The organism is Roseateles aquatilis, assembly GCF_002205645.1.
GTDB lineage: Bacteria > Pseudomonadota > Gammaproteobacteria > Burkholderiales > Burkholderiaceae_C > Roseateles > Roseateles aquatilis.
On the sequence record NZ_NIOF01000015.1, the window covers coordinates 83898 to 106144 of the forward strand.

At 62.0% G+C, this 22247-nt stretch carries 20 protein-coding genes; 8 read left to right on the forward strand and 12 right to left on the reverse strand.

Translation table 11 applies throughout. The features are described from left to right. The first annotated feature begins 6 nt into the window (after positions 1-6). Complete coding sequence (locus CDN99_RS23810) at positions 7-2007, forward strand: methyl-accepting chemotaxis protein (protein ID WP_158218943.1); 2001 nt, start codon at positions 7-9, stop codon at positions 2005-2007. A 58-nt stretch (positions 2008-2065) separates the two neighbouring features. Here CDN99_RS23810 and CDN99_RS28435 read toward each other — a convergent pair whose 3' ends face one another. Together CDN99_RS28435 and CDN99_RS28440 are read right to left on the reverse strand one after the other, a co-directional pair. Next, on the reverse strand, positions 2066-2290 hold the full coding sequence (locus tag CDN99_RS28435; protein ID WP_141100948.1) for a hypothetical protein: 225 nt from the start codon (positions 2288-2290) through the stop codon (positions 2066-2068). A 216-nt stretch (positions 2291-2506) separates the two neighbouring features. After that, entirely contained in the window at positions 2507-3475 is a 969-nt protein-coding gene (locus CDN99_RS28440) for a hypothetical protein (protein WP_141100949.1), read from the reverse strand. 1105 nt (positions 3476-4580) lie between these two features. Between CDN99_RS28440 and CDN99_RS23815 the strand changes: the two genes are divergently transcribed. Then, positions 4581-6968 carry a phospholipase C/P1 nuclease family protein gene (locus CDN99_RS23815; protein WP_141100950.1) on the forward strand — a complete coding sequence of 796 codons (2388 nt, stop codon included), beginning with the start codon at positions 4581-4583 and terminating at the stop codon, positions 6966-6968. 503 nt (positions 6969-7471) lie between these two features. Here CDN99_RS23815 and CDN99_RS23820 read toward each other — a convergent pair. From CDN99_RS23820 to CDN99_RS28445, 6 genes are all read right to left on the reverse strand, one after another. Next, on the reverse strand, positions 7472-7894 hold the full coding sequence (locus CDN99_RS23820; protein ID WP_088387477.1) for a hypothetical protein: 423 nt from the start codon (positions 7892-7894) through the stop codon (positions 7472-7474). Positions 7895-8026: 132 nt separating this feature from the next. Then, positions 8027-8818: a hypothetical protein gene (locus tag CDN99_RS23825; RefSeq protein ID WP_088387479.1), complete on the reverse strand. Its 792-nt coding sequence runs from the start codon at positions 8816-8818 to the stop codon at positions 8027-8029. 69 nt (positions 8819-8887) lie between these two features. After that, positions 8888-9778, reverse strand: a complete 891-nt coding sequence (locus CDN99_RS23830; protein ID WP_141100951.1) for a hypothetical protein — start codon at positions 9776-9778, stop codon at positions 8888-8890. After that, positions 9775-12222, reverse strand: a complete 2448-nt coding sequence (locus CDN99_RS23835) for a S8 family peptidase (RefSeq protein ID WP_158218944.1) — start codon at positions 12220-12222, stop codon at positions 9775-9777. Before CDN99_RS23835 ends, CDN99_RS23830 begins: the two co-directional genes overlap by 4 nt. Before the next feature lie 82 nt (positions 12223-12304). Beyond that, a complete protein-coding gene (locus CDN99_RS23840; protein WP_238139683.1) occupies positions 12305-13375 on the reverse strand; it encodes an AAA family ATPase in 1071 nt (356 codons plus the stop codon). A 3-nt stretch (positions 13376-13378) separates the two neighbouring features. Then, the gene (locus CDN99_RS28445) at positions 13379-13774 is read right to left on the reverse strand and encodes a hypothetical protein (protein ID WP_141100952.1); all 396 of its coding nucleotides are present in this window, start codon (positions 13772-13774) and stop codon (positions 13379-13381) included. A gap of 216 nt (positions 13775-13990) precedes the next feature. Here CDN99_RS28445 and CDN99_RS23845 point away from each other — a divergent pair, with 216 nt between their 5' ends. From CDN99_RS23845 to CDN99_RS23855, 3 genes are all read left to right on the forward strand, one after another. Then, entirely contained in the window at positions 13991-14233 is a 243-nt protein-coding gene (locus CDN99_RS23845; RefSeq protein WP_088387485.1) for a hypothetical protein, read from the forward strand. A 97-nt stretch (positions 14234-14330) separates the two neighbouring features. Then, complete coding sequence (locus CDN99_RS23850; protein ID WP_141100953.1) at positions 14331-14720, forward strand: VOC family protein; 390 nt, start codon at positions 14331-14333, stop codon at positions 14718-14720. Positions 14721-14941: 221 nt separating this feature from the next. Next, on the forward strand, positions 14942-15355 hold the full coding sequence (locus CDN99_RS23855) for a response regulator (protein ID WP_088387489.1): 414 nt from the start codon (positions 14942-14944) through the stop codon (positions 15353-15355). A 43-nt stretch (positions 15356-15398) separates the two neighbouring features. On the opposite strand, the gene CDN99_RS23860 is transcribed toward CDN99_RS23855, so the two are convergent. Then, complete coding sequence (locus CDN99_RS23860; protein ID WP_088387491.1) at positions 15399-16925, reverse strand: methyl-accepting chemotaxis protein; 1527 nt, start codon at positions 16923-16925, stop codon at positions 15399-15401. Further along, the gene (locus CDN99_RS28450) at positions 16922-17560 is read right to left on the reverse strand and encodes a hypothetical protein (protein WP_141100954.1); all 639 of its coding nucleotides are present in this window, start codon (positions 17558-17560) and stop codon (positions 16922-16924) included. The genes CDN99_RS23860 and CDN99_RS28450 overlap by 4 nt, the downstream gene beginning before the upstream one ends. A 477-nt stretch (positions 17561-18037) precedes the next feature. Between CDN99_RS28450 and CDN99_RS23870 the strand changes: the two genes are divergently transcribed. After that, positions 18038-18490, forward strand: coding sequence for an Hsp20/alpha crystallin family protein (locus CDN99_RS23870; RefSeq protein ID WP_088387495.1), 453 nt, complete (start codon positions 18038-18040; stop codon positions 18488-18490). A 30-nt stretch (positions 18491-18520) separates the two neighbouring features. After that, positions 18521-18952, forward strand: a complete 432-nt coding sequence (locus tag CDN99_RS23875; RefSeq protein ID WP_088387497.1) for an Hsp20/alpha crystallin family protein — start codon at positions 18521-18523, stop codon at positions 18950-18952. An 822-nt stretch (positions 18953-19774) separates the two neighbouring features. Here the strand turns inward: CDN99_RS23875 and CDN99_RS29775 are convergent. Together CDN99_RS29775 and CDN99_RS23885 are read right to left on the reverse strand one after the other, a co-directional pair. Beyond that, the gene (locus tag CDN99_RS29775) at positions 19775-19948 is read right to left on the reverse strand and encodes a hypothetical protein (protein ID WP_141100955.1); all 174 of its coding nucleotides are present in this window, start codon (positions 19946-19948) and stop codon (positions 19775-19777) included. Positions 19949-20035: 87 nt separating this feature from the next. Next, positions 20036-21496: an efflux transporter outer membrane subunit gene (locus CDN99_RS23885; RefSeq protein WP_088387499.1), complete on the reverse strand. Its 1461-nt coding sequence runs from the start codon at positions 21494-21496 to the stop codon at positions 20036-20038. Positions 21497-21583: 87 nt separating this feature from the next. Between CDN99_RS23885 and CDN99_RS23890 the strand changes: the two genes are divergently transcribed. After that, positions 21584-22201: a TetR/AcrR family transcriptional regulator gene (locus CDN99_RS23890; RefSeq protein ID WP_088387501.1), complete on the forward strand. Its 618-nt coding sequence runs from the start codon at positions 21584-21586 to the stop codon at positions 22199-22201. Positions 22202-22247 lie beyond the last annotated feature (46 nt).

The window sequence follows — 22247 nt, forward strand, 5'->3', positions numbered from 1 at the left end:
CAACCGATGAACCAACAGCATTCCGGCGGGCTCAGGGCCGATGGCGCCGCGAGGTCCGACCGCGGCCTGGGGGAATTCTTCCGATACCACGGATGGCTCTCGCCGGGCGTGCGGCTGTTCCGAAGCATCGGCTTTCCGATGAAGGCGCTCCTGCTGTCATCGGCCTTCGTCCTGCCGCTGGTCATCGTGTTGGCCTACCTCGTCGAGGACACGCGTGAGCAGCTTCACCGGACGACGGACGAGCAACGCGGTCTGACCTACTTCCGGCCCGTGCTCGAGTTGCTGTCCGCGACGCAGCAGCTGCGGCTGGCGCAAGCCTCGGGGGCGGATACCAGCACGGCTCGGCAGTCCGTGGACCGGGCAGCCAAAGCCATCGAGAGTCGGCAGGCGGAGTTGGGCCGCGTCTTCGATCTGACCGAGCCCTACAACGGCATGCGTTCGGCCTTGGCGGCGTTGGACTCGGGGGCGGCCGGAGCTGACGGGACCGCCGGGGAGGTGCGAATGGCTGCCCAGTCTCGGCTCGCGGCGGCCGTGCTTGTTCTCGCCAGGGAGGTCGCCGATGGGTCCAGCCTCGCGGTGGATCCCAGCCTGGATACCCATCACCTGGCCAACATCGGCGTACTCGCCGGCGTGCGGTCGATGGAGGCCGCGGCGGCCTTGCGCGATTGGGCGGTGCAGGCGGCCGGCGCCAAGAGCGTGTCGCGGCCGACCCGCGATCAACTGAGCCAGGCGCGGTCCTTGCTGTCCGCCCTGCGCGATGATGTGGCGAATTCGCTGGATGCGGTGTACTCGGCGGCCCCCGCGCTCAAGGGCAGCATCGATCAGCGCGGCACGGATGACGCGCTGAACGCGCTCGTGACCCTGGTGGACGGCAAGATTCTGGCTGGCGATGTGAGCGCCGAGACGACGACGCTGACCGCCGCAGGCAATGCGGCGCTCGAGCGGCAGCGCGCACTGGTCGACGATGCGCTGCATCAGCTTGAGGATCGCTTGACGCAGCGCGTCGGCGAGCTGCGCGCCAGCCTGTGGGGACATCTTGCCGTGGTCGTGTCTTTCCTGTTGCTGGCGGGTTACCTGATGCTGGCCTTCTACCGCGTCATGCAGGGTGGGTTGCGGGAGGTTGCCGGGCATCTGGAAGCCATCACGAACGGCAACCTCACCACCATGCCCAAGCCCTGGGGACGCGATGAGGCGGCGCGTCTGATGGGAACGTTGGGAGAAATGCAGGCCAGCCTTCGGCGTGTGGTCGGCGTCACGCTGGATGGTTCCGCCCATGTGCAGTCGGCGAGCGGCGAGATCGCGGCCGCGTCCATGGATCTGTCGCACCGGACGGAGCAAACCGCCGCCAACCTGCAGCAGACCGCCTCCAGCATGGAAGAGATATCAGCCACCGTGAGACATACCTCGGCGCGCGTGGAGGAGGCGGTCAAGATCGTTCGAGACAACGCCTCCGCGGCCACCCGTGGTGGACAGGTGATCGGGCAGGTGGCGCAGACGATGGACGACATCCGGAACTCGTCCGGAAAGATCGCCGAGATCATCGGCGTGATCGACTCGATCGCGTTCCAGACCAACATCCTGGCGCTTAATGCTGCGGTGGAGGCAGCCCGTGCGGGCGAGCACGGAAAGGGATTCGCCGTGGTGGCTTCCGAGGTCCGCGCGTTGGCGGGGCGCACGTCGACCGCGGCGCGCGAGATCAAACAGCTCATCAACACCAGCGTCGAACGCGTGGAAGCCGGTCACGAGATCACGACAGATGCGGGCCGGACCGTGCAAGTCATCGTCACGAATGCGGAGCGCATCGCTGTGCTGATGGGTGAGATCGCCACGGCAACGCAGGAGCAGAGTTCAGGCATCGCGTTGGTGGACGCGGCGGTGCAGGAGCTGGATCAATCGACCCAGCAGAACGCCGCGCTGGTGGAACAGTCGAGCGCCGCGGCTGGGACCTTGTCGGAGCAGGCGCAGCGGCTATCCGCCGAGATGTCGTTCTTCCGGTTGCCAGCTTGACCGCCTGGGCGACGACGCGCTGCGGTGCGCGCTCGTGCGTCAGATGAGCCAGTGGCAGCTAGAGCCGCAGAAGGTTCACGGTGTCGCCAGCAAGGCGGATCACTGCTTGTTCAGGAGACTCTCCTAGGCCGAGCAGGTCGCCGCCGGCAATGGTCAGCTGCGCTTCTACGCAGTCAACAACAGCCGTCCACCGAATGGATCTGCCGCGCGCGTAGAAGTCAGCAGTGACTGCCACCCATCTTCGGGATGAACGGTGTTCGTGGCGAAACGTGATCTGCGCCATGGGGCAGCCCGGTTTTCGAAGTTCTCGTTTCTACGCGGCGTAGTCTCCGCCGGATCACTCTCCCGCTCAGTCCCGGGACGCCGATCAGCTTCTGGCGGATGACGCACGGCATGCTAATGGTGACCAGGCCAACGCATGGAGATGGCTCATGGCAACTGAAGCTTTCCGATCATCATCTCTGAGGAACTGCGAGAACGGGAAACGTCGCATATTCTTCTAGGAAGAAAATCGGGCTCCGAAGTACTCTTCCTCTCTGGAGGCGCGAAGCGAATGCGGCGATGTGTCAGCAGCCCCCTTGGTTTGCTCGACAAGAGCAATCAAAAAGTCCAAACGTTCGCCGGCAGAAAGCGAGCAGAAAAATTTCTCTACCGCTTCCCCCCAAATGGCTTTTCGCTTGTCCGCAAAATAAACTACGGCGGGCAAGAACGTGTACCATTTCAGCTCTCCTGCGCGCCATCCGGGCACAAGATGTTGATAACCAAGTGCGGTTAGTTGAACTGCACAAAATACGCAACAATATTTATCAATCGATAGTCTTGGGCTTGGAGTCGCAACTCCTAATACTAATCTATTAGTTAGGCGCAACTCGGCGTGGCGTGCCGCTACTGCGCCATACATGCTCTGGCCTGTCGGCAAACCCTGATTTGCCTTAAAGAATTCAATGGCGATTTCACTCAATTTCTCGCCATTTATAAAATTCAAGGCAAAAGCAGTCTTTTGACCAATTTTTAGAACTGCTTTGCAGTTGACGTATTGAGGAATTTGAGGAGTGTTTTGGAGTTGCCAATTTAGTTCGACATAAATTGTGCTTTCCTGGCTTTCAAGTTGAACAATTGTTTGTTGGGCTAGACTCTCGATCATATGATGCCAAGCCATTTTTGAATATTTGGCTATTTCTGCAACAATGCCGGCTCTCATTAGAATAAAATCGTCATCGTAAACTGCGTTTTGGTCTACGGTGTGCCTCCCACTGGTTCCGAGTGAGTGCCATTGGCTTGTTGCGAATGGATCATAATGTTCACCCAAGAGGCGGGTGTAGACAAAATCCTTGGTTTCTTTGTTTAATAGAGCGAGGCCAATGTGCTCAGAAGTTCTTAAGAAGCTAAGAATATTCTTTGTGATCGGATCATGGGCAAATATTGAATTAAGTAGATTTCTATTTGGTGCGAATTCATTCGTCTTCATTCTTTCACTCCCCTGTTGGAAGAATAGTAAGAAGCCGCGCGCGGCAAACGTCAATCAGCAGGTATCGCCGAATTCCTTGTCCACAGTGCTGCGTCGTCGGGCTAGACGACAATCCCTTCGTGCTGTCCAACGGTGCGCACATCTACTTTCTTGGCGCCAACGCAGGTACAGCCCACGTTTAGCAGTACAGCTTTTACTTTGACGACTTGTTTTGGTCGCACCGCTTCGAGGGGCTTAGCAAGGTCGACTCTGGCCTGCAGCCTTATGAGTCCTGGGTTAGTCGGGAAATGGCGGACCCAGTGATTGAAGGATTTCAACGTCTTCGTGAGAAGCTGTAAGACCTTCCAGTGCAACGTTTGCGTGTGGATCCGGCGTCAGCCGAGCCGAATCGCCTCAAGCTGTGGGCCGCTCACTTCCAGAAGTCTGTCGCCCAAGGCCGCAATGCCACGAGCACTAACGTGCGCTACGGCGCACTTCAACATGCTCAGCCCGAAGTCGCGCACCTAGCCAGTGACCGGCGGTGCATGCCGTCTGCCCACCCTGTCCAAGGTCGAAGACTGCTGCCGGCCCTTGCGCACGCCCCATCCCTGACCCCTGTCTCTCGAATCCCATTGCAGATCTCGGCATAGAGCGCAGCCGCTACTGGCACACCACCGCTGTCATCCGGATGAGTGCATCGCGCGAGGTGAATTACATGAGCGGCCGATCGACCAAATGAAAGAACTGAAGTGCTAGCCTGGAGCCAGCAGTAGCGCGCGTAATCCGATGCCCTTGGCGAACTCAAGCAGCGAACCGCTGGGGACACCATTGCCTTGAGCGCCTTGGTATCCACGTCCACCATTTCTGATCGACTCGCTAATTGAGGCAGCCTCAATCCGATCACTAGAAGCGTTTTCACGCGACCTCAGCCTAGTGGAGACGAGCGCCTGACAGAGATTGCGGTCATGTGGCCAGAAAAAACTGCTTCGTCTGCTCGATCTCCTCAATCTTGTGGACGCATTGTTTTTCGGGCCTGGCGATCATCCAGCGCTGTCATCTGGCCATAGCTTCTTGATGCTCATATCGCCGAGGCTCTTAGGTGAAGTCATGATGGGAGGACATGCATATGTCGGTGCTGGACCTGCAGTACAACTTTTCCGGACTGTCACTGAAGGACCTCCTTGAGGCCCGAGACGCCTACCACTTCCACCTATTGAGCAAGGCCAATGTCGTTGGCACGGCTGTGGGCTACTACCTGATCCGCAAAACGGATCCCTGGCCCACGAAATCTGGCGAGAGCCGCTTGGGCCACGGAAAGCCCAAGACCCCTCGCACCCTCGACAACTCTGAGGTTCGCGACTATTCATGGCCTTGCGTTCTGGCCTTCGTCAAGAAGTGGGCGGCCGACGAGGAATTCGGTCCGGCCGGCCAGTACGACCCGTCGCAGAGCCTGCCGAAGACGCTGTATATGCAGGATGGCCGGGCGGTTCCAGTGTGTACTGTTGAGGTCGGTGAAACGCGGACGCACAAGGTGGCGGAGCCGGTGTGGGGGCCTCGGCCTTCGCATCCGTTGGGCGGCGGTTGCCCGATCATCGTGGAGCGCCAAGGGGAGCGTCGCTCCGCAACTGCCGGTTGCCTTGTGACCGACGGTTTCACCACCTATGCGTTGACAGCCAGGCATGCAAGTGGCGACGTGGGAACGATCGTGCGCAGCGTCTTGCGTGAGGGCGAGGATCGAATTGGTGTGAGCTCAGGAGTGAACCTGATGCGGCTACCTTTCAGCGAGGTATATCCGAACTACCCGGGCCGTCGCTCGTTCTCGGCGTTGGATGTCGGCCTTGTCACGCTGGACCGCCTCGAAGACTGGACCAGCAACACGTACGGTTTGCCGGCACTCGGACCTATGGCCGACGTGCATGAGGGCAACCTGTCGCTACGGCTTATCGACCAACCGGTCTTGGGCTACGGTGCGGCGTCAGGGTTGATCCGGGGCAAGCTCAAGGCGCTGTTCTATCGCCACCGGTCTGTCGGCGGGTTCGACTACGTGGCCGACTTCATGATCGCGCCGGGCGACGGCGTAGAGACCCGTCCGGGCGACTCGGGCATGGTCTGGCACCTGGACGTGACACCTCGCGACCAGAGGGTCGACGTCATACCGCTGGCCAAGCGCGACCTGAGGCCGCTGGCCGTGGAATGGGGCGGCCAGGTCCTTGGAGACACCTCGCATAGCGCCAGCTATGCGGTCGCGACTAGCCTCAGCACGGTCTGCCGTCAGCTCAACGTGGAGTTGGTCACCGATGTCGGCCGCGGAGTGTCCGGTTACTGGGGGCGTACGGGCCACTACTCCATTGCCGCTCTGGCAATCACTGCAGTCCGGGATCCGAAACTCAAGGCATTGATGGAGACGAACTCCTCGATCCTGAGTTTCGACCTCGACGCCATCGAGCAGAGCGGGTTCGACGCCTCCGTCGGTGCCTTGAGCAGCGATGACAAGTTCGTGCCCCTCGCTGACGTTCCCGACGAAATCTGGAAGAAGCTGCCCAAGAGCTCTGGCGGCCGCACTGGCGGTCGCGACAGCTCAGGTGGAGGCGGCATGACGAATGGGCCGGAGCATCCGACGCACTATGCGGACATTGATGCAAAGCACCCGGACCAAGCGACCAACCTTCGGGAGCTCTGTCGGACCGACCCGGACACCTACCTCACGATCGAGGCTTGGCAGAATTACTACAAGCGCTTGACCGAAGTAGCAAAGGCCGAGGGGCGGCCGAAGGAGGCCAATCAGTATTCGAACAAATTGAAGAAGGGCCTGTTGCCGTTCCGGCTCTGGCAGTTTTTTGACACGATGGTCGAGTGCCTTAGCCGAAGCGACATCGTCGGTTTCGTAACTGCTGCCGGTATCGCCGCGCACTACATGGGTGATGCATCGCAGCCCCTGCACGGCTCCTATTTGGCGGACGGGGACAAGTACCGCGATGGGCCGCGGGTCGATGCGGATGGCAATGCCATCCCTTATGGCGACGGCGTCCACAGCGCGTACGAAACCAAGATGGTTTCTCGGTTCGCATCGACCCTGCTGCCAGAGGCCGTCAACGAACTCGCGGCGATGAATGAGCTACGGTTGTGTAAGAGCGGTGCACAGGTAGCTCGGGCCACCATTGAGCTGATGCATGTGGTCGCCGAGGAGCTTCCACCCCAGAAGATTCTGGACGTGTTCGAAGAGGCTGGCGGTGGCAGCAAGGTGGCCATGCTCAAGGCTATGAACGATGAGCTTGCCGAACCCACAACAAAGGTTCTGGCTCATGGCGCTCGCTATCTGGCACTCCTATGGGACTCCGCCTGGTTCCAAGCCAGCAGCGCTGGCATGCAGCCTGCGTCGCCCGCGAAGCTGGAACCCAAAGACGTCAGAGCCAAGTACATCAAGAAAACCTTCGTTCCGTCGCTCACCCTCGACGAAGTGGGCGACGTGCTCAAGGTTGCGACTCACTCTCCACCGTCGGGCTGGCACCCATAGCTGCTGGACTCGGGCACATCAACGCTCGCAAGAGGACTAGCGCTTGGCAGGAATGACGTTCCAGCATTCGAGCGAGGTCGGGGTGGAGATGGCGACGTGCAAGACCAGGCGGTAGCGGTCGTCGGGATACACGCGGCGCAATGTCGCGGCGGTCTGCCAAGGCGACAACTTTCAGGACAGCATGTCGTCACGATTCCCTACAGGACACGCTTCGGATCGGGGCGGGTCGGACCTCTGGCAGTCCGTCACAGACACGCCCGTCCGCGCTGCGCCGCTTGCGATTCGTAGGCATCGTTCTTGGCGCATTGCGATCAAGCTCACAGCTAGAAGCTGGCGGGCAACCGGCCAAGCCGTTGGCCGAGCTCGCGCCGCCGCGGCGGCGGCCCGAGATGTCTAGTTCTTCCATCTGATCTCGCTCCTCATAGCCGTCACGCGACGCCTCGAAGTTGCATTCGTTATCGCGGAAGTTCAAGTCGCTGGGATTCCGCACTCCTGTGGCGAAGTCAGCGGACTGAAGGAATGAAGATGATGGCTAGGCCCACCGTCAGCGCGACGCCGATCGCCAGCCCGCCCGCGGCATATATGAGCATGCGCTGCTCAACCTTTTCTTGCTGCGCGTGAATAGCAATCTGGGCCTGGCGCACCGTGCGCTCGAAGGAGTTCGCCAGCTTGACGAGATCTTCCGTTTTGTTTTTCACGTCGGCAGCGATCGTCTCGCTTGCGCCTGTCACTGCTTCGTCAAATCGCTTTGCGACAGCTACGGCTACCTGTGTAGTCAGGCGTTCTTGAAGCGCGTTGGCGCACGCAACCAGACGTTCGCTGGCCTGGGCACTATCCACTGCAGCCTCGTCGAGCCTCTTTACTGAGGCGGCGGCCTGCCCCTGAAGTTCCTCTGCATGGTCCATGATGTCGTCCAGCGCTTGCACGATGGCATCCAGATCACGGCGTGGGGGTCGTGCGGAGGATGGAGCGGGTGGAAGCGGTGCGTTCATGGGCAGGGGTAGGTGATGAGATTTTGGGCTCCAGTGGAGCACCGATGCGTAGACCGCCGTTCAAAATCAATGTTCGCGACCATTGTCCCGGTTGCCAGGCCCGGCCCTTTCGGGAGCGCTCCGGCGCTGCAGGGTGGTCTGCTTCTGCAAGACCCGCGATTGGCGCTCCGCCTCAAGCAAGCGCGCTGTCTCACGCTGGCGAACCTCCTCCAGATACCGCAGCTCTAGCATCCGAGCGGTACCGCGAAGATCGGCAAAGTTGGGCACCGGCAAGTATGTAATCCCCCCAGTACCGCCATCGCCGCCGGCGTTCACTCCGACGAGCAGACCGCCGGCGTTGTAACGTCGCACGCCCGCCAGCGTTTCCACGATCGCCATGTAGTCGGCAAGCTCGTCCTCGTCCGTGAAGCGCCCCTTGCACGCTTGCTGCACCAGGTCTTGCGCGAATGCTTCCATCGGGATCGCCTGATCTCCCGTCTGATGAAGATACGGGCGCACCGTCATCGGGTAATGCTGCGGCGAAGGGGATTGGCCCTGTTGATCGGGTCCGTTGACCAAGTACCAATGCACTTGGCGCGAGATGGCGCGCAGCCGCTGCCGCCCGCGCGCCGGGCTTGTGGCGGCCAGGAACTTCCTGCGTTTGCGATGCTCCTTCTTTTCATCACCTCCGGTGCGCTTGAATTCGATCAGGCGCCACACGCCGGGGAACTGCAGCATGACGTCTCCAAGTACAGGATCGGCCGGCGTCTGCTGCAGCAGGTTGACGCAGGCAGGTGCCGGGCCGGCCTGTCTCCCCATCGCCAGACCCAAGCTGTAGAGGAAGTTGCCAATGATGATGTTCTCGTACGGATGGAACATGCGTCTCCAGCCAATGTTGTCAGGGGCAGGGGCGACAAGACGACCGCGCGTGCTGCGGGTTGGTACCTGTTAGTCCTCTGGATCCGCGACGTAGTCGGAGATACCAAACACCATGTAGTTGAAGTCGACCGGCTGGCCTTGGTCCTTCGCTTGAAGCACTTGCGCATCGGTGTTCCAGACAAACGCGTCCCACTTCCAATCCGCGCTCAGGTTGCTTTGCACCACGAGGTAAGTGCCGAGCTGGAGTCGCGCGGACGACACGTTCGCGCCGAAGTCCAGCCCCAGATCGAACGAGTGAACCTGCTTGTTGAACCGGCGCTTGAGCACGTTCTTCACGACGGCTTCCGCCAGGGACGATAGCGGCTTGAGCGCAGGCTGCGTCGTGGTCAGCAGCTTCAGGCCGCTTTGAAATGCCGGGCTGTCGAGCGTGCTCAAGACAGTTTCGTCGCCGTCGCTGGACACATTGATGGTGCGGCCTTCGAAGGAGATCCCGTTGGCTCCGACCGTGAGGCCGAGGAACAGCGGCACGCCCCCGATCGCGGCGGCGTCCTTGTCACGTGCGCGAAAGCGCAGCGCGAACTGCAGCGGCTCCGCCGCGCTCTTTGCCTGGTTGCGGCCTGCAAACTCACACAGGATGTTGTGCGTGCCAAGACCTGGATAGTTGTGAACGTAGAACTTGTCCAGCGTGATCTTGATGCGTTTGCCCACCAAGGTCTTGTCGCCCGGAATCTGACTGAGGCCGACGATGTCGTGACGGGGACCGACGCCGCCTGGCGGGATGTAGCCGAGTACCGCGCCGGTGTGATCGTAGGGCGAGGCCGCCCCTATAAGCCCTTGCCCGCCAGCCATGCCTCCAACGTAGCGCGCTGCTCCCTTGAGGTCATTGATGCCGGTGAGGTACTCCGAAATCTGAGGCGCCGCTAGCGCGCCAAGCGAGTCTGCGGGGTCGAATTTGCTCATGCTGCCCTCCCTGCGCGCACGGTGTCGCGTTGCTGCGCACGTGCCGCGATTGCCTGTTGAACTTCCTGGTACAGCCCGGTACGCACCGACTGCGCCATCTCCATCGTGATGGCCAGCGCGTAGGGCACTGGCTGCTTGTTGAGCGAGCGGTGCCTCGACATCGCTTGCACGCACACAAAGATGCCGTCGGCGTTGGCCGCTTCAAGCAGCGTGGATCCGCTGAGCTTCACGTGCACCAGGGTGCCTTTCTCGCATGTCGTGATCGTGGGCTGCGTGCTCTTGTCGCGCTCCACACCGTCCCAGAAGTCTCCCTTGCCGGTGCCACTGACCAGCCGCAGGGAGACGCCGCGGTAGTCGATGGTCGTGGGCAGGATCGGGGTGGCCCACGCAAGGGTCATCGTGATGGTGCGGAGTTCCTTGTTGTTGAGCATGGCCTTCGGAATCGGCAGGCGGTACTCATGGCGCTCGTCATGCGCGATCTCATCGTCGGCGAGCAAGGTGATACGGTTGTCGTCGCCGCTGATGACGCGCGTGATGTCGAGATTGCCGTAGCCCAGGAGCTTGGCGATGGCATCGCGTCGTCGCTGCCAGTTCTCCTGGTGCTTGAAAGATTCCTCGAGGGTGTCGCCGATGTCGCCCCAGCTGCTGCCATGCGCCAGCAGCGCCTTGAGGATGACGGCCCGCGTACGTTTGTTCAGCCAGGTCGTCGCATCACCCGCGTAGGCCAGGTCCACAGCGTCGGCGAGTTGCACGCCAGCCCGAGTGACGAGAGCCGCAGCGTTGCTCGTGCCGGCCATGCGCGTGGTGTGACGCAAGTTGCCTGTCGTCGACGGTGCAGCCACCAGTTGGCCCACGCGGACCGACCGGTTCGGGCTGACGGTGACACCGCCGCCGTCGACGTTCGAGGCCACGACCGCGAAGCGGCCGCCCGGGTGCAGCAGATCGGGCTTGAGACTCTTGTTGACGCCGAAGCCCAGCGCGGAGGCCAAGTTGGGCATTTGCTGCGTCGGATAGGGATCGATGCCCGCGCCAAAGTTTTCGGGTGACTCGTCCACGTGCGCGGCGCCGACGGTCAGCCCGTTGATGGACTCCGCAGGAGAGAGGATGCCGCGCTGCCCCTTGGATGCCTCAAGCGAGGTGATGATCACAGCCTCCCGCTCCGCCGCCTCGGCCGCTTCGAACTCGGCGGCGTCGTTGTACTGGTTCAGTGGGAACGCGGAGAAGATGTTTCCTGCGCTGATGACGAACAGCAGTCTGTGGGTGAAGCTGTAGTAATCGAGAAGCGCGGCCCAGGGCGACGGCCGCCTGGCAAACGGAGCAAAGGTATCGCCCAGCGAGTGGTTCACGATCGTGACGTGCCGCAGGTCAGGCTGCGCCTGTGGATCTGCGTTGACGATGGCCTGAAGGGCGCGGTGAATCACGCCGATGGCGAGCTTATTGCGGGGCGTCGACTCCTGAGGGCTCTGAGGGTCGCCGGTCAGCACCGGGATCAAGGCCACCTTGCGCGTGAGTGCGGGCTGGTCCTTGTGGAGGTCGCCATGTAGGACGAGGGACGCCATCGCCGTGCCGTGATGGCGAGACGAGACTGGCACGTCCGCCGTCTTCACATCCACTTCATGCACGGCCAGGCGTCCTTGCAGCGCGGCGTGACCAGCGACTGGATATCCGTCCAAGATCGCTGCGACGCAGGGGCCGGTGAGCACCGGGACATCTCCCAGATCTCGCAGGTTCGCGTCCTGCGGTCGATCGGCGCTGGGCAAGTAGGCCGATTGAGGCCTGATGCTCATGACGTCATCGAGCCGGGCGAGTGATGCGTCCGAACGTTGGACCATGTCCAGCGCCACGGCCGCGGGAAGCCTCACCAGTGCGCCTTGATATCCGATCTCGTGGATTTCGACGAAGTCCACCCGGGCACCGCCCGTTTGCTCGAGCAGCGCGTCAAGTGTGGCCACCGCCCTGTCGCGTTGGCGTTCATCCTTGCGGTACCAGAAGTTGAACTCGATCAAGACCTCCCGGTCGGGCTCCTCCTCCAGCATGGCTTTCACATAACGGGCGATGCTCGGATCCATGCGGTCCCGGACCGACCACGTCCGCAAGTCCAACAAGCAGGAAAACATGTTCCAAAGCGGGGCAAGGCCGCGGGGCGCTTTTCCGCCGAGGAGTTTTTCCTTCTTAAAGGCTTTCCACTGCGCGAGGAGCTTGCTGAGGCTCTCCTGGGTCGGCATGGTCATGTACATGACCTGCGCCTTGGGCGCGGCGGATTCGTCAGTGACGTCTGCGAGATCCTCCATCAGCTGCTCGCCGTCGAGTTCCGCTTCGGTGACGGACGCGTCGGGCAGCTCCTCCTCGATCAACCAGTTGAAGCCGAGGGCCTGCACTGCAACATCAAAGCGTTCGATGGAGCCGCTGACTTCAAAGACCAGGGCGCGCTCGGGCACGACCATGCGCGGATCGGTCGAGACGTCGACCCCGCCGGCTACGTTCTTGAGGGACTGCTCAAGGTCAGCGAACGCTTGCTCGAATCGCTCAATCTGCCTTTGGTACGGAAGCTTCTGAGGTGCCTGAGGGGCTCCGCCCCCCCGCTTCAGGCGAGGCAGTTTTTCGTGCTCTCTTGCGAGGCGCACGATTGGATAGTTTCGGTTCATCTTCCCTGATTTCCGCTTCTTGTGGCGGCCGCACGATGGCGCGGTCCAAGACCTGCCGCACGGCTTCAGGGGCTGACAAACCTCCCTTGGCTAGGACCAGTTTGCGTCGCACGTCCAATGTGAACGCCTCGACCGCAGACATGTTCTCTCCTGCCATGTGGCTTGCAAATTGTTGCGTACTGATACCAATCGGTCCAGCTCCCAGGGATTGCTCAAAGCGTTCAAACCACACTGCAAGTTCCGCAGGGCCGGGGCGCCCAATCTCGAGCTTGATCTCGAACCGGCGCCACACTGCCCGGTCTAGCAGTTCAGGGTGATTGGTCGCGCACACTACGACCGCGTGGCTGGGCAACCGATCCATTTGCATGAGCAGCGTGCTCACGACGCGCTTGATCTCACCAGTTTCCTGCGAGTCGCTGCGTTCCTTGCCCACAGCGTCGAACTCGTCAAAGAACAACACGCAGGGGTTGAGCGTGGCGTGGTCGATCAGCTTGCGAAGACGATTGGAGGTTTCGCCAAGGAAGCTGTCCACGATCGCGTCATAGCGCACCGACAACAACGGTAACGACAGCTCCGCGGCGATGGCCTCGGCCAGGCTTGTCTTGCCATTGCCTGGAGGGCCGACCATCAATATCGTGTGCCGCGGCTCTAAGGAGTGCTCTCTGAGCAGAGCCGCTTGCGAGTATTCGTAAAGGAACTCCTCGATGTCCGTCACGAGCTCAGGGCGCAGCACCAAGTCGGCCAGGCGCCGACGGGGGACTAACTCGTACACGAGTTCCGCAATACGTTCGGGAACGTTGCTGGTACCAACCGGGCTGGACGATTGGGGCGCCGATACAGCTGGCCGATCCAGACCGGGCAATTGACGTTGCGCAGCCTTGCGCTTTGAGTCAGCGATGATGGCCTCCATCGTGCGCTGTAGCGCGCGGCGGTCCCCCTGAACGTTTCCCATCCCTTACTCCCCTTTTTCTTCAATTCGGCTGACCGAAGGTGTTCCGGGACCAGCGACGCTCCACTGCGGCTGAGCGCCTGCTTCCAACGCATCAATGAGCGAGACCACCCGCGTGCACAGATCGCGCAGGCCTTGGAGCTCTGGTGCAAGTCCTGGGCGCGACGCGTGCGGTTTCTGTTGCTCGGCAACACCCGTTCCTGCCGTTTCACTTTGCAGCGCCGACAGGCTGCGGTCCAACGCCAGCCGCGTTCGGGAAATCGCACAGCCGGAGTTTGCAAAACGCCAAAGCGTGACGCGATTGACGCCAAGCTGGCGAGCCGCGGATGCAACACTTCCTGTGAGCAAAATGAACGCCGCTACGCGCGACAGCAGATGATTGTCTCTAGTAACGCTGGGCATTGCGATCCCTTAAACACCTGAGCAGGCTAAACCACGCACGCCGAAAACGCAACCAAAACGCAACCAAAACGCAACCATCACCCGTGCACCGTTTCACTTTTCGGAAATCTGAATTGGCGCGGTCGCATGCGTACGATGCCTACGCAGATTGCCAACGAAGGTCAGTAGACGTCACCGGGAGGGCAATTTCGACGCAACAGCACGTACCCTTGGCCCATGGACGCTGAACAGTTTTGGGCAGATGTGCAGGTGCAGGAGAGCGAAGACGGCACCTTCTATCCCGTTTTGGTGGTCGGCATTGGCAAAGACCCCAGTCAGACAGTTCGCGTACCGTTGGCGGGCACGTACAGACTGCCGGACGATGCGCGCGACGCGGCGCGGGAAGCCATCGCGACCATGTCACTTGAGGGAGACATGAGCCGAAGCATCGAAGACGATAAGCGTCCGCCGCAGGCGTAGTACTGCGTGAGGACTTGGCAGCTCGCGGCCCGAGACGCCGTGGCGAGGGGCGCCGCTCATCCCGCGACCGATATACTGTATGCAAATACAGTTATCCATGCTGGTCTATGCCCTCCGCCTTCGCCGCGCTGGCGTCAAACTGACGCCGGTGGAAGTTCGCGGGCAGACGCCATTGTTGGGAAATCTCGCCTTCCGACGCAGCTTCTACGAGGGGCGGGACGATCGCGGCCCGATGGTGTGCCTCCTTACCCCCCAGAGGGGTGAGTGCGGCTGGCATGTTGAGCTGCTCAATGCGCAGGTGCTGCGCATTGAGCCTCGCGGGATGTTGATCGCCGGCGAGGAGGATGAGTGGGTGCGCAAGAAGCGAACTAGCCACAGACAAGCGATATGGGCATGGCCCGCAGGTGCCGCACCGCAGACGGCGCCACCGGCTGGTTCCACACTCGAGTCCGTGAAGTTTCTGGCCGCTCTGGAAGCGCTGGTGTGACACACCGCTGTCGCTGGCCTCGACGCAATCGGCGGTTTTCGACCCCGTGTTCCGAGAAGACGCGAGCGATGTCCGATCGGCTCGCGGCCTAGCCAACGTCGGCGATCGCCTGGTCCCGCACCTGCGTGGCTCAACCGCTCTACCCTTGCGTTGGGAGCGGCCTTTGCCGAGGACTAAATCGACCGTGCTGCTGTGCCACGAGGCTCTGGAGGAGAACTCACATGGCGCCCAATACTTTGCATCGACTCAAGGGGCGTGTGCTCTTTATCGAGGACAACGAGGTGAACATCCGGCTCATGCAGTGCTGGGCCGAAGGGTTCTCGGGACTGACGTTGACGGTCGCAGAGAACGGGCTCGATGGCATCGCCGCCTATGAAAGAGAGCAGCCGGATGCCGTCATCCTGGACATGAATCTGCCCGACCTCGGAGGCGTGGAAGTGCTGCGTCGACTGCTCGCTCTTTCGTCGCCCCGGGCAGCCCCCATCGCCCTCTTGACCGGCAACGTGGATGCGGAGAGCGTCCAAGCGGCAGTCAGAGCCGGCGCTTGCGCCTTCTGGTTCAAGCCCGTGGACTTCAGACAGCTGGAGACGGAACTAGGCGACTTGCTTGCCGCGGGATGCCCACCCTCTGACTGAGCGAACCGGGGCCAGTAAGGGCGCATAAAGCCCAGGATGCAGATCACGCCGTCCGGAAGCGCTCCATGAGGGTCACGAGACGCTGCGACTGCGTGCGCAGGCTCTCCGCGGCCGCTGAGGTCTCCTCCACCAGCGCAGCGTTCTGCTGAGTGCCTTCTTCGATGCGTACGATGGCTTCGTTGACGTGACCGACGCCAATGCTCTGCTCGCCGCTGGACAGGCTGATCGCCTGAACGAGTCTGGACAGATTGACGATAGCCTCTTCGACCCTTTGCATGGTGGCGCCCGCACTTTGCACTTCGCCGGCGCCTGCTTCAACGCGCGACGAACTGGCCAGGATCAGCTCCCGGATCTCCTTCGCGGCGCTGGAACTGCGTTGAGCCAGCGTTCGCACTTCTCCGGCCACGACCGCAAAACCGCGCCCCAGCTCACCGGCGCGAGCCGCCTCGATGGCCGCGTTGAGCGCCAGGATGTTGGTCTGGAAGGCGATCCCGTCGATCACCTCAATGATGTCCACGACACGTTGGGAGGCATCCTGAATGCTGGTCATCGTCCCGACCACCGCGCCGATGGCCTTGCCGCCTTCGGTGGCGATGTCGCTGGCCTTGGACGCAAGATCGTTGGCCGCCCTGGCGTGTTCAGCATTGCTGCGAACCGTGGTGGCGAGTTGGTCCATTGACGAAGCAGTGACCTGCAGCGCGGACGCTTGATGCTCGGTACGCGCGGCCAGGTCACCGTTGCCCGCCGCGATTTCAGAACTCGCCGAGGCCACCTGCTCGGCGTTGCCACGCACCTCGATCACCAGCTCGCGCAGCTGCATCTGCATAGCCGACAGCGACTGCAGCAGATGACCCACTTCGTCGCTTCGGCTCGTTTCGATGCGCTGCGCCAAGTTGCCCTGTGCGACTTCTTCCGCGACAAAGACGGCCTGCTTGAGCGGCTTCACGACGGCGCGCGTGATGAGGATGCCGATGAGCACGCCCAAGGCAGTGGCCGTAATCATCAGCACGAAGCTCAACCGCGTGGCCTGAGTGCCTTGGGCGTAGGCGTCGCTGGCCACCGCTTCACTGCGCTGAGCGATGGTCGCAGCCAGCTCTCGGAGCAACTTCGCCGGTTCCCGGTCCACGCCCCGCACCGCCATATCGCCGACGGAAGCATCCATGCCGGAGTTCTGGAACTTTTCCAACCCGCTGCGATAGCCGGCCGCCATCTTGCGATGCTGTTCCAGGAAGCGCTCGGTCAATTGCCGCAGCTCCGGATCATCGAGCATCGTCAACAGGCGGCCTGACTTGTCCTGCACCGCCTTCTCCTCGTCCTGGAACGCTTTCCAATGCTTGTCCAGGAGCCCGGCATCCGAGCCGCGCAGCAGAACGTTCTTCCACTCCTGAACTTGGGTCTTGAAGTGGCTCTCGAGTTCGGCCGCCATGCGCTCTTCCGTGACGTGGCCTTGGACCTCGGTCTGGAAGACCTGGAGCGATCGGTGGGCTGTCCACAGCCCGAAAAAGCCGGCGGCCAGTGTGAGCAGCAATGCTGTGGCGATGGCCAGTGGAAGCTTGCGACTGAGATTCATGTGCGTACTGCGTAGGTCGTCGACTGGAATGCAGGTGTTGTCGTCGACTCAGTAATTACCCTGTGAAGCGCATTCTGAAGGGCGATCTTTAACGCTTCTATCACCGCAAAGTGACAAAAGTGAACTTTTTCGCGGGTGACGCGGATGACTGCATGTTGTCCGCTGAATTGCCAAACGCTTGCGGAGGGTTTCCCCGCGTGGAGCCCTGTCATCCTGTTCCCCAGACTCTGCCCGGTCTGACCCACTGCACCCCCGTGCCTACCAGCCCCTCTGACGGCATTCCGGCGCATCGCGCCGCCGCCCTGATACCAAGAAGCTTCCATGCCGCCGCCGCGGCAGGTATCCCCTTGCGCGCGATTTTCGAGATCGCGGAGGAGAGCAAGGACGGGGAGGTGTCCGACCGAGCCCTTGATATTGCCGGCTCTTGTCTGGGTGGGTGGTTGCGGCATGCGCATCTCGCCGAACTCGAGCTCCCGCCATCGGCCAAGGAGTTTGCGGACGTCGAGGCACGGCGGCGCCATGTCTTCCACGAAGTTGCCACAGTGCTCGCGATCGTGGAGGCGTTTCAAAGGCGCGCTGGCCCACTCTGAATAGACGTGGTGGCCGCAATACCGGCGCTGGCTGGGCAGAACCACGGCAAGGGCGTGACTTTGGGGTTTCTACTTAATCCACTTGCTCTTGAACTCGCCTCGACAAGTTCCTAAATCCGTGTCGAACCGCCATCCATCGATTCGGATGAGGACTGGACCATGGCCAAGCAACTACCTGATGCCACCGATGTTTCGGAAGAGCCCGTCTCCCGGCGCAAAAGGCTCCCGTTGAGCCCGGCACAGCTTCAAGCCTACCTGCTCGCACGCGAGACGCTGCGACGGCTGAAACCCACGTCGGGACCCTGTTTCGCGCGTCACCCAGCAGCCCTGAGGCCCGCTGGTGAGCGCCTCTGCGACAAACGCTGAACCGCGGTCGCTGATCGGCACGAGAGCTGAGCTTTAGCGTCGCCATCGGCATGAGCCGGCGCAAGGCCCGGTCGCAACAGCCCACGGCTTCATCGCGGCTCGAAACGCCAGCGCCGACGCCTACTGTCGACTCATCGATCAACGAAAGGATTTCTGATGTTCGACACCGCTTTCCACCGTCCCCAAGGGTTGCTGGAGCAACTCGCGCAGCTGCAGCAGGCACTGTCGCGCTCCCGCTCGTCCGACGGATTTGCGGACGGCATCCGGTCCTCGACCGCCGCAAGCTTCCCGAGCCTGAACATCGGACGCACCGAACGGTCCATCGAGGTCTACGCTTTTGCGCCGGGCTTGGATGCCCAGGCCATCGACGTGACCGTGGAGCGCGGCGTGCTACGGATCTCCGGTGAGCGCAAGCAGACTGAGCGCAGCGCGTCGGAGGCGGTGCAGCTGTACGCCACGGAACGCTGGCACGGCCGCTTCAGCCGCGCAGTCACGCTACCCGACGAGGCAGATACCGGGAGCGTCGAGGCGCAATACCGCGACGGCGTGCTTCGCGTGAGCGTCGGTCTTCGCGAAGCGGCTCGGCCGCAGCGCATCAACGTTCAGTGATCGGTTGAATCAAGTTTGCAAGGAACCACCATGTCTGCTCAAACGCAACTGACCCGCACCGAGCCGGTACACGCACAACTCTCGGCGTCCGATGCCAGCGCGTCGGCGGCCAACCGATCGGCGACCTCTCGCGAGGCCGCCGAGCCCGCGGTTGAGATCTTCGAAGACGCGGCGAGCATCACTGTCCTTGCGGATATGCCGGGCGTTCCGCGCGAAGGCTTGGATGTCCGGCTGGACGGCCAGACGCTGGTGATCGAGGGCGAGGTGGCTGTCATCGCGCCCGAGGGCATGCGTGGCATGTGGGCCGAGCTCAACGTGCCGCGCTACCGACGTGCCTTCACCCTCAGCCGTGAACTCGACACGGCCCGCATCGAGGCAGGCGTGAAGGACGGCGTGCTGACGCTGCGCATTCCGAAACAGGCGCATGCCCAGCCGCGACGCATTGCCGTTTCGGTGGTTTGAGGTCCTGAACGTTGGACGGCGAACTCACCCAACCAGAACTACAACCATACGCTGCACCATGGAGTGCTATCGCATCAAAGTGCCAGCGGGCGTGCGACTGGCCGGCTACACCGTAGCCGGCCGACGCGTGCCCATCCTGCCTGGGGAGTACCACGTGCACCGCATGCGTCCCAAAGTGCCGATGCCGGGTCCTGGGCGCGCACATGCGTTGCGATTCGTCGGCGCATATGGACCGGACGCGGACATTCATGTTCCACTGCCCGAAAGCGCTGACGTAAGCGTCGCGCTTCCTCCGGAGGTGACCGCCGACGCGATCTCTTGATGGACGGACGGTGGGCAATCACGCGTCGCGGCGTCTAAGTCGCGCCTGTGCAGCGTAAGTGGAAGTGGGTGTGCCAATGAAGCGAGTCAAGGTCGCACCGGGGAAGTTCGTCTTGATCAGCGACGAGCTGGCCAACAAGGCAGCCAAATTGCGCTTTCCCACGAAGGCACAGATGACCGCCGTGGCGCTGCTGGAACCAAAGTCGGCCGGCGGACCGATGCTTGGGAACAAGCTACGGCACAGACGCAAGCCTAAGCGAGGCTGAAACGAAGCGTCCGGTGCGCCATCATCCCACCAGCCTCGCCAACGCTCATCCAACGCCCGTTTGGCTGCGTCAACCCTAGCGCGCGTTCGCGCGCGCACCTCGGTGCTGAAGGTCCTTCCTGGCAAGCTGCCGCCGGGCATCCATGAGCTCGCTCACCAAGCTCCGGGACTGCTCCGGAGGCACGGCAGGATTTGATCGGCGCCAGAGTCGTCCCATCATTACGAAGTACCGACCGTCAGGAGTCACGGGGTGCTTGTCCGACATCGGTGCTTTGCTCCACTCGAAGCGCATTCTTGTTCAGTTCAGCATTCGTCGTCGATCGGGTGCCCCTCAGATGTACTTCAACATCGCTGGCCTCTTTGCCGACATGTCCGACCGACTCGCGAACCTGCGCTTCGGTAACGCCCAACTTTTCGGGCCACGATCAACACATCAGCGCATTTCAGGCGACAACGCCTGACCACTAACTGGCCGCATGCGGGCCGCCCAGGAGCGTTCAGTTGCTGGTGGCCACCTGATGCGCAGTGGGCTGCCAGCCGCCACCAAGCGCCTTGAACGACGCGATCGCGGCTCGGGCGGATTCAGCTGACGCCTGGGCGCGCGCATCAGAAGCCTGCAGTAGTTTTTCGTCTGCATGTAGTACTTCGATCAGGCTCACGACGCCCTTCTCGTACGCGGCGAACGTCGCGGCACGTGAACGGGTGAGCGCGTCGACCGCCCGCGTGAGCTCCGCCACCTGGGCCTCCCTGTATACGAGGTTAGCGAAAGCGTTCTCGACGTCCTCTGTCGCCTTCAGGGCGGCCAGCCGATAGCTGGCCAGCAGCTCGGCTTCCTGGCCCTTGGCCTGCTCGATCTGCGAGTTGATGCGACCGAAGTCGAACAGCCGCCATCTCAGGCCGAGGACGCCTGCGTACTGGCTCGCGCCGCCGGTGAAGAGGTTGCCGCCGGAAATGGAAGTGGCACTGCCGACCAGACCGCTCAGCGAGAACTTCGGGTAGTACTCGGTGATTGCCACACCGATACGGGCATTGGCCGCAGCGAGGCGGCGCTCGGCCACGATGAGGTCTGGGCGGCGACGCAGCAACTCGGCAGGGGCGCCGGAAACGCCGATCTGCGGGGCCGCCGGGATGGCGCCGCCAGTCGATAGCGCGGCGCTGTAGGTGCCCGGTACTGCACCCAGCAGCACATCCAATGCATTCATGGCGGTCGACAAGCCGGCCTGGAGCACCGGGATGGACGAACGCACTTGCGACAGCTCACCGACGACCTGATCGACCTGCAGCTCGGCGGCCAGACCCTTGCCGTAAAGCAACTTGACCTTGGCGAGAAGATCCTGCTGGGTCTCGACCTGGCGGAGCGCGATCGACAGGCGGGTCTGTAGTCCGCGGATGCTCACGTAGACGTCGGCGGTCTGGGCCGCAACGACGAGCCGCACGGCGACGGCACCGGCTTCCGACGCCTGGTAGTCGGCCAGGGCCGCCTCTTTTCCGCGCCGCAGTCCGCCAAACACGTCGAGTTCCCAGCCGGCGGTGGCGTTGGCTTCATAGGAGCTGCCGTAGCGATCAAAGTTCGGGTTGGAGTTCAGCACCCGGCCAAGCGGCGTCTCCACCGACTGGTAGGCCCGAGCGGCTTGTGCGCCGACGGCGGCGGACGGCAGCAGAGCGGCGTTTGCCATACCCACCGCGGCGCGCGCCTGGGTAACCCTGGCAGTCGCTTGAGCCAGATCCAGGTTCTGCTCCAGTGCAATCTTGACCAGTTGCGCCAATTGCGCGTCGTCGAAGGCCGCCCACCACTCGGCAAGATCGGCGCTGCCGGTGGCGGTCCGGTGTTCCACTGGCGCCTGCCCTTGAAAGTGGTCAGGGATGGCGACGCTGGGGCGGGTGTAAGTCGGGCTGACGGCGCACCCGACGGTCAGGCTGGCAATAAGGAGGGCGGCGAAAGCGAGCCGGGAGTGCATAGAGCGCGTCCTTGAATCTTGAGTGACCATAATACCAAATGGTCACCATTTGTCCAACCACGCTTGTCTGCCGTAAGCTGACACCCTATGACCCAAACGAGTTCATCAACTGCGCCGGCACGCGGACCGGTAGACCATGATGTGCGCGATCAGATCGTGGCAGCCGCCACGGAGCACTTCAGCAGGTACGGCTACAGCAAGACCACGGTTTCCGACTTGGCGAAGGCCATCGGCTTCTCCAAGGCCTACATCTACAAGTTCTTTGAATCCAAGCAGGCGATCGGCGAAATGATCTGCGCGAACTGTCTCGCGGAGATCGAGGCGGACGTCTGCCAGGCAGTGTCGGAAGCGACCCTGCCACCTGACAAGCTCAGGCGAATTTTCAAAGTCATCACAGAGGCAAGCCTTCGCCTCTTCTTCCAGGACCGCAAGCTTTTCGAGATCGCCGCTTCCGCCGCGACCGAGGATTGGCAGGCCGTCGTGGAGTACGACGCCCGCATGCGCCAGCTGCTCTTGGACGTTTTGCAAGAGGGGCGGCAGTCAGGTGACTTTGAGCGCAAGACCCCTCTGGACGAGACGGTGACATCCATCCACTTGGTCATGCGCCCCTTCCGCAATCCACTGCTGCTTCAGCACAGTATGGAGGGCAGCGAAGAAGCGCCGGCATTGCTGGCGAGCCTCGTATTGAGAAGTCTGTCGCCTTAGCATCCATGTGACCATTGACTGAATTGGTCACTGGTACCAAAATGAA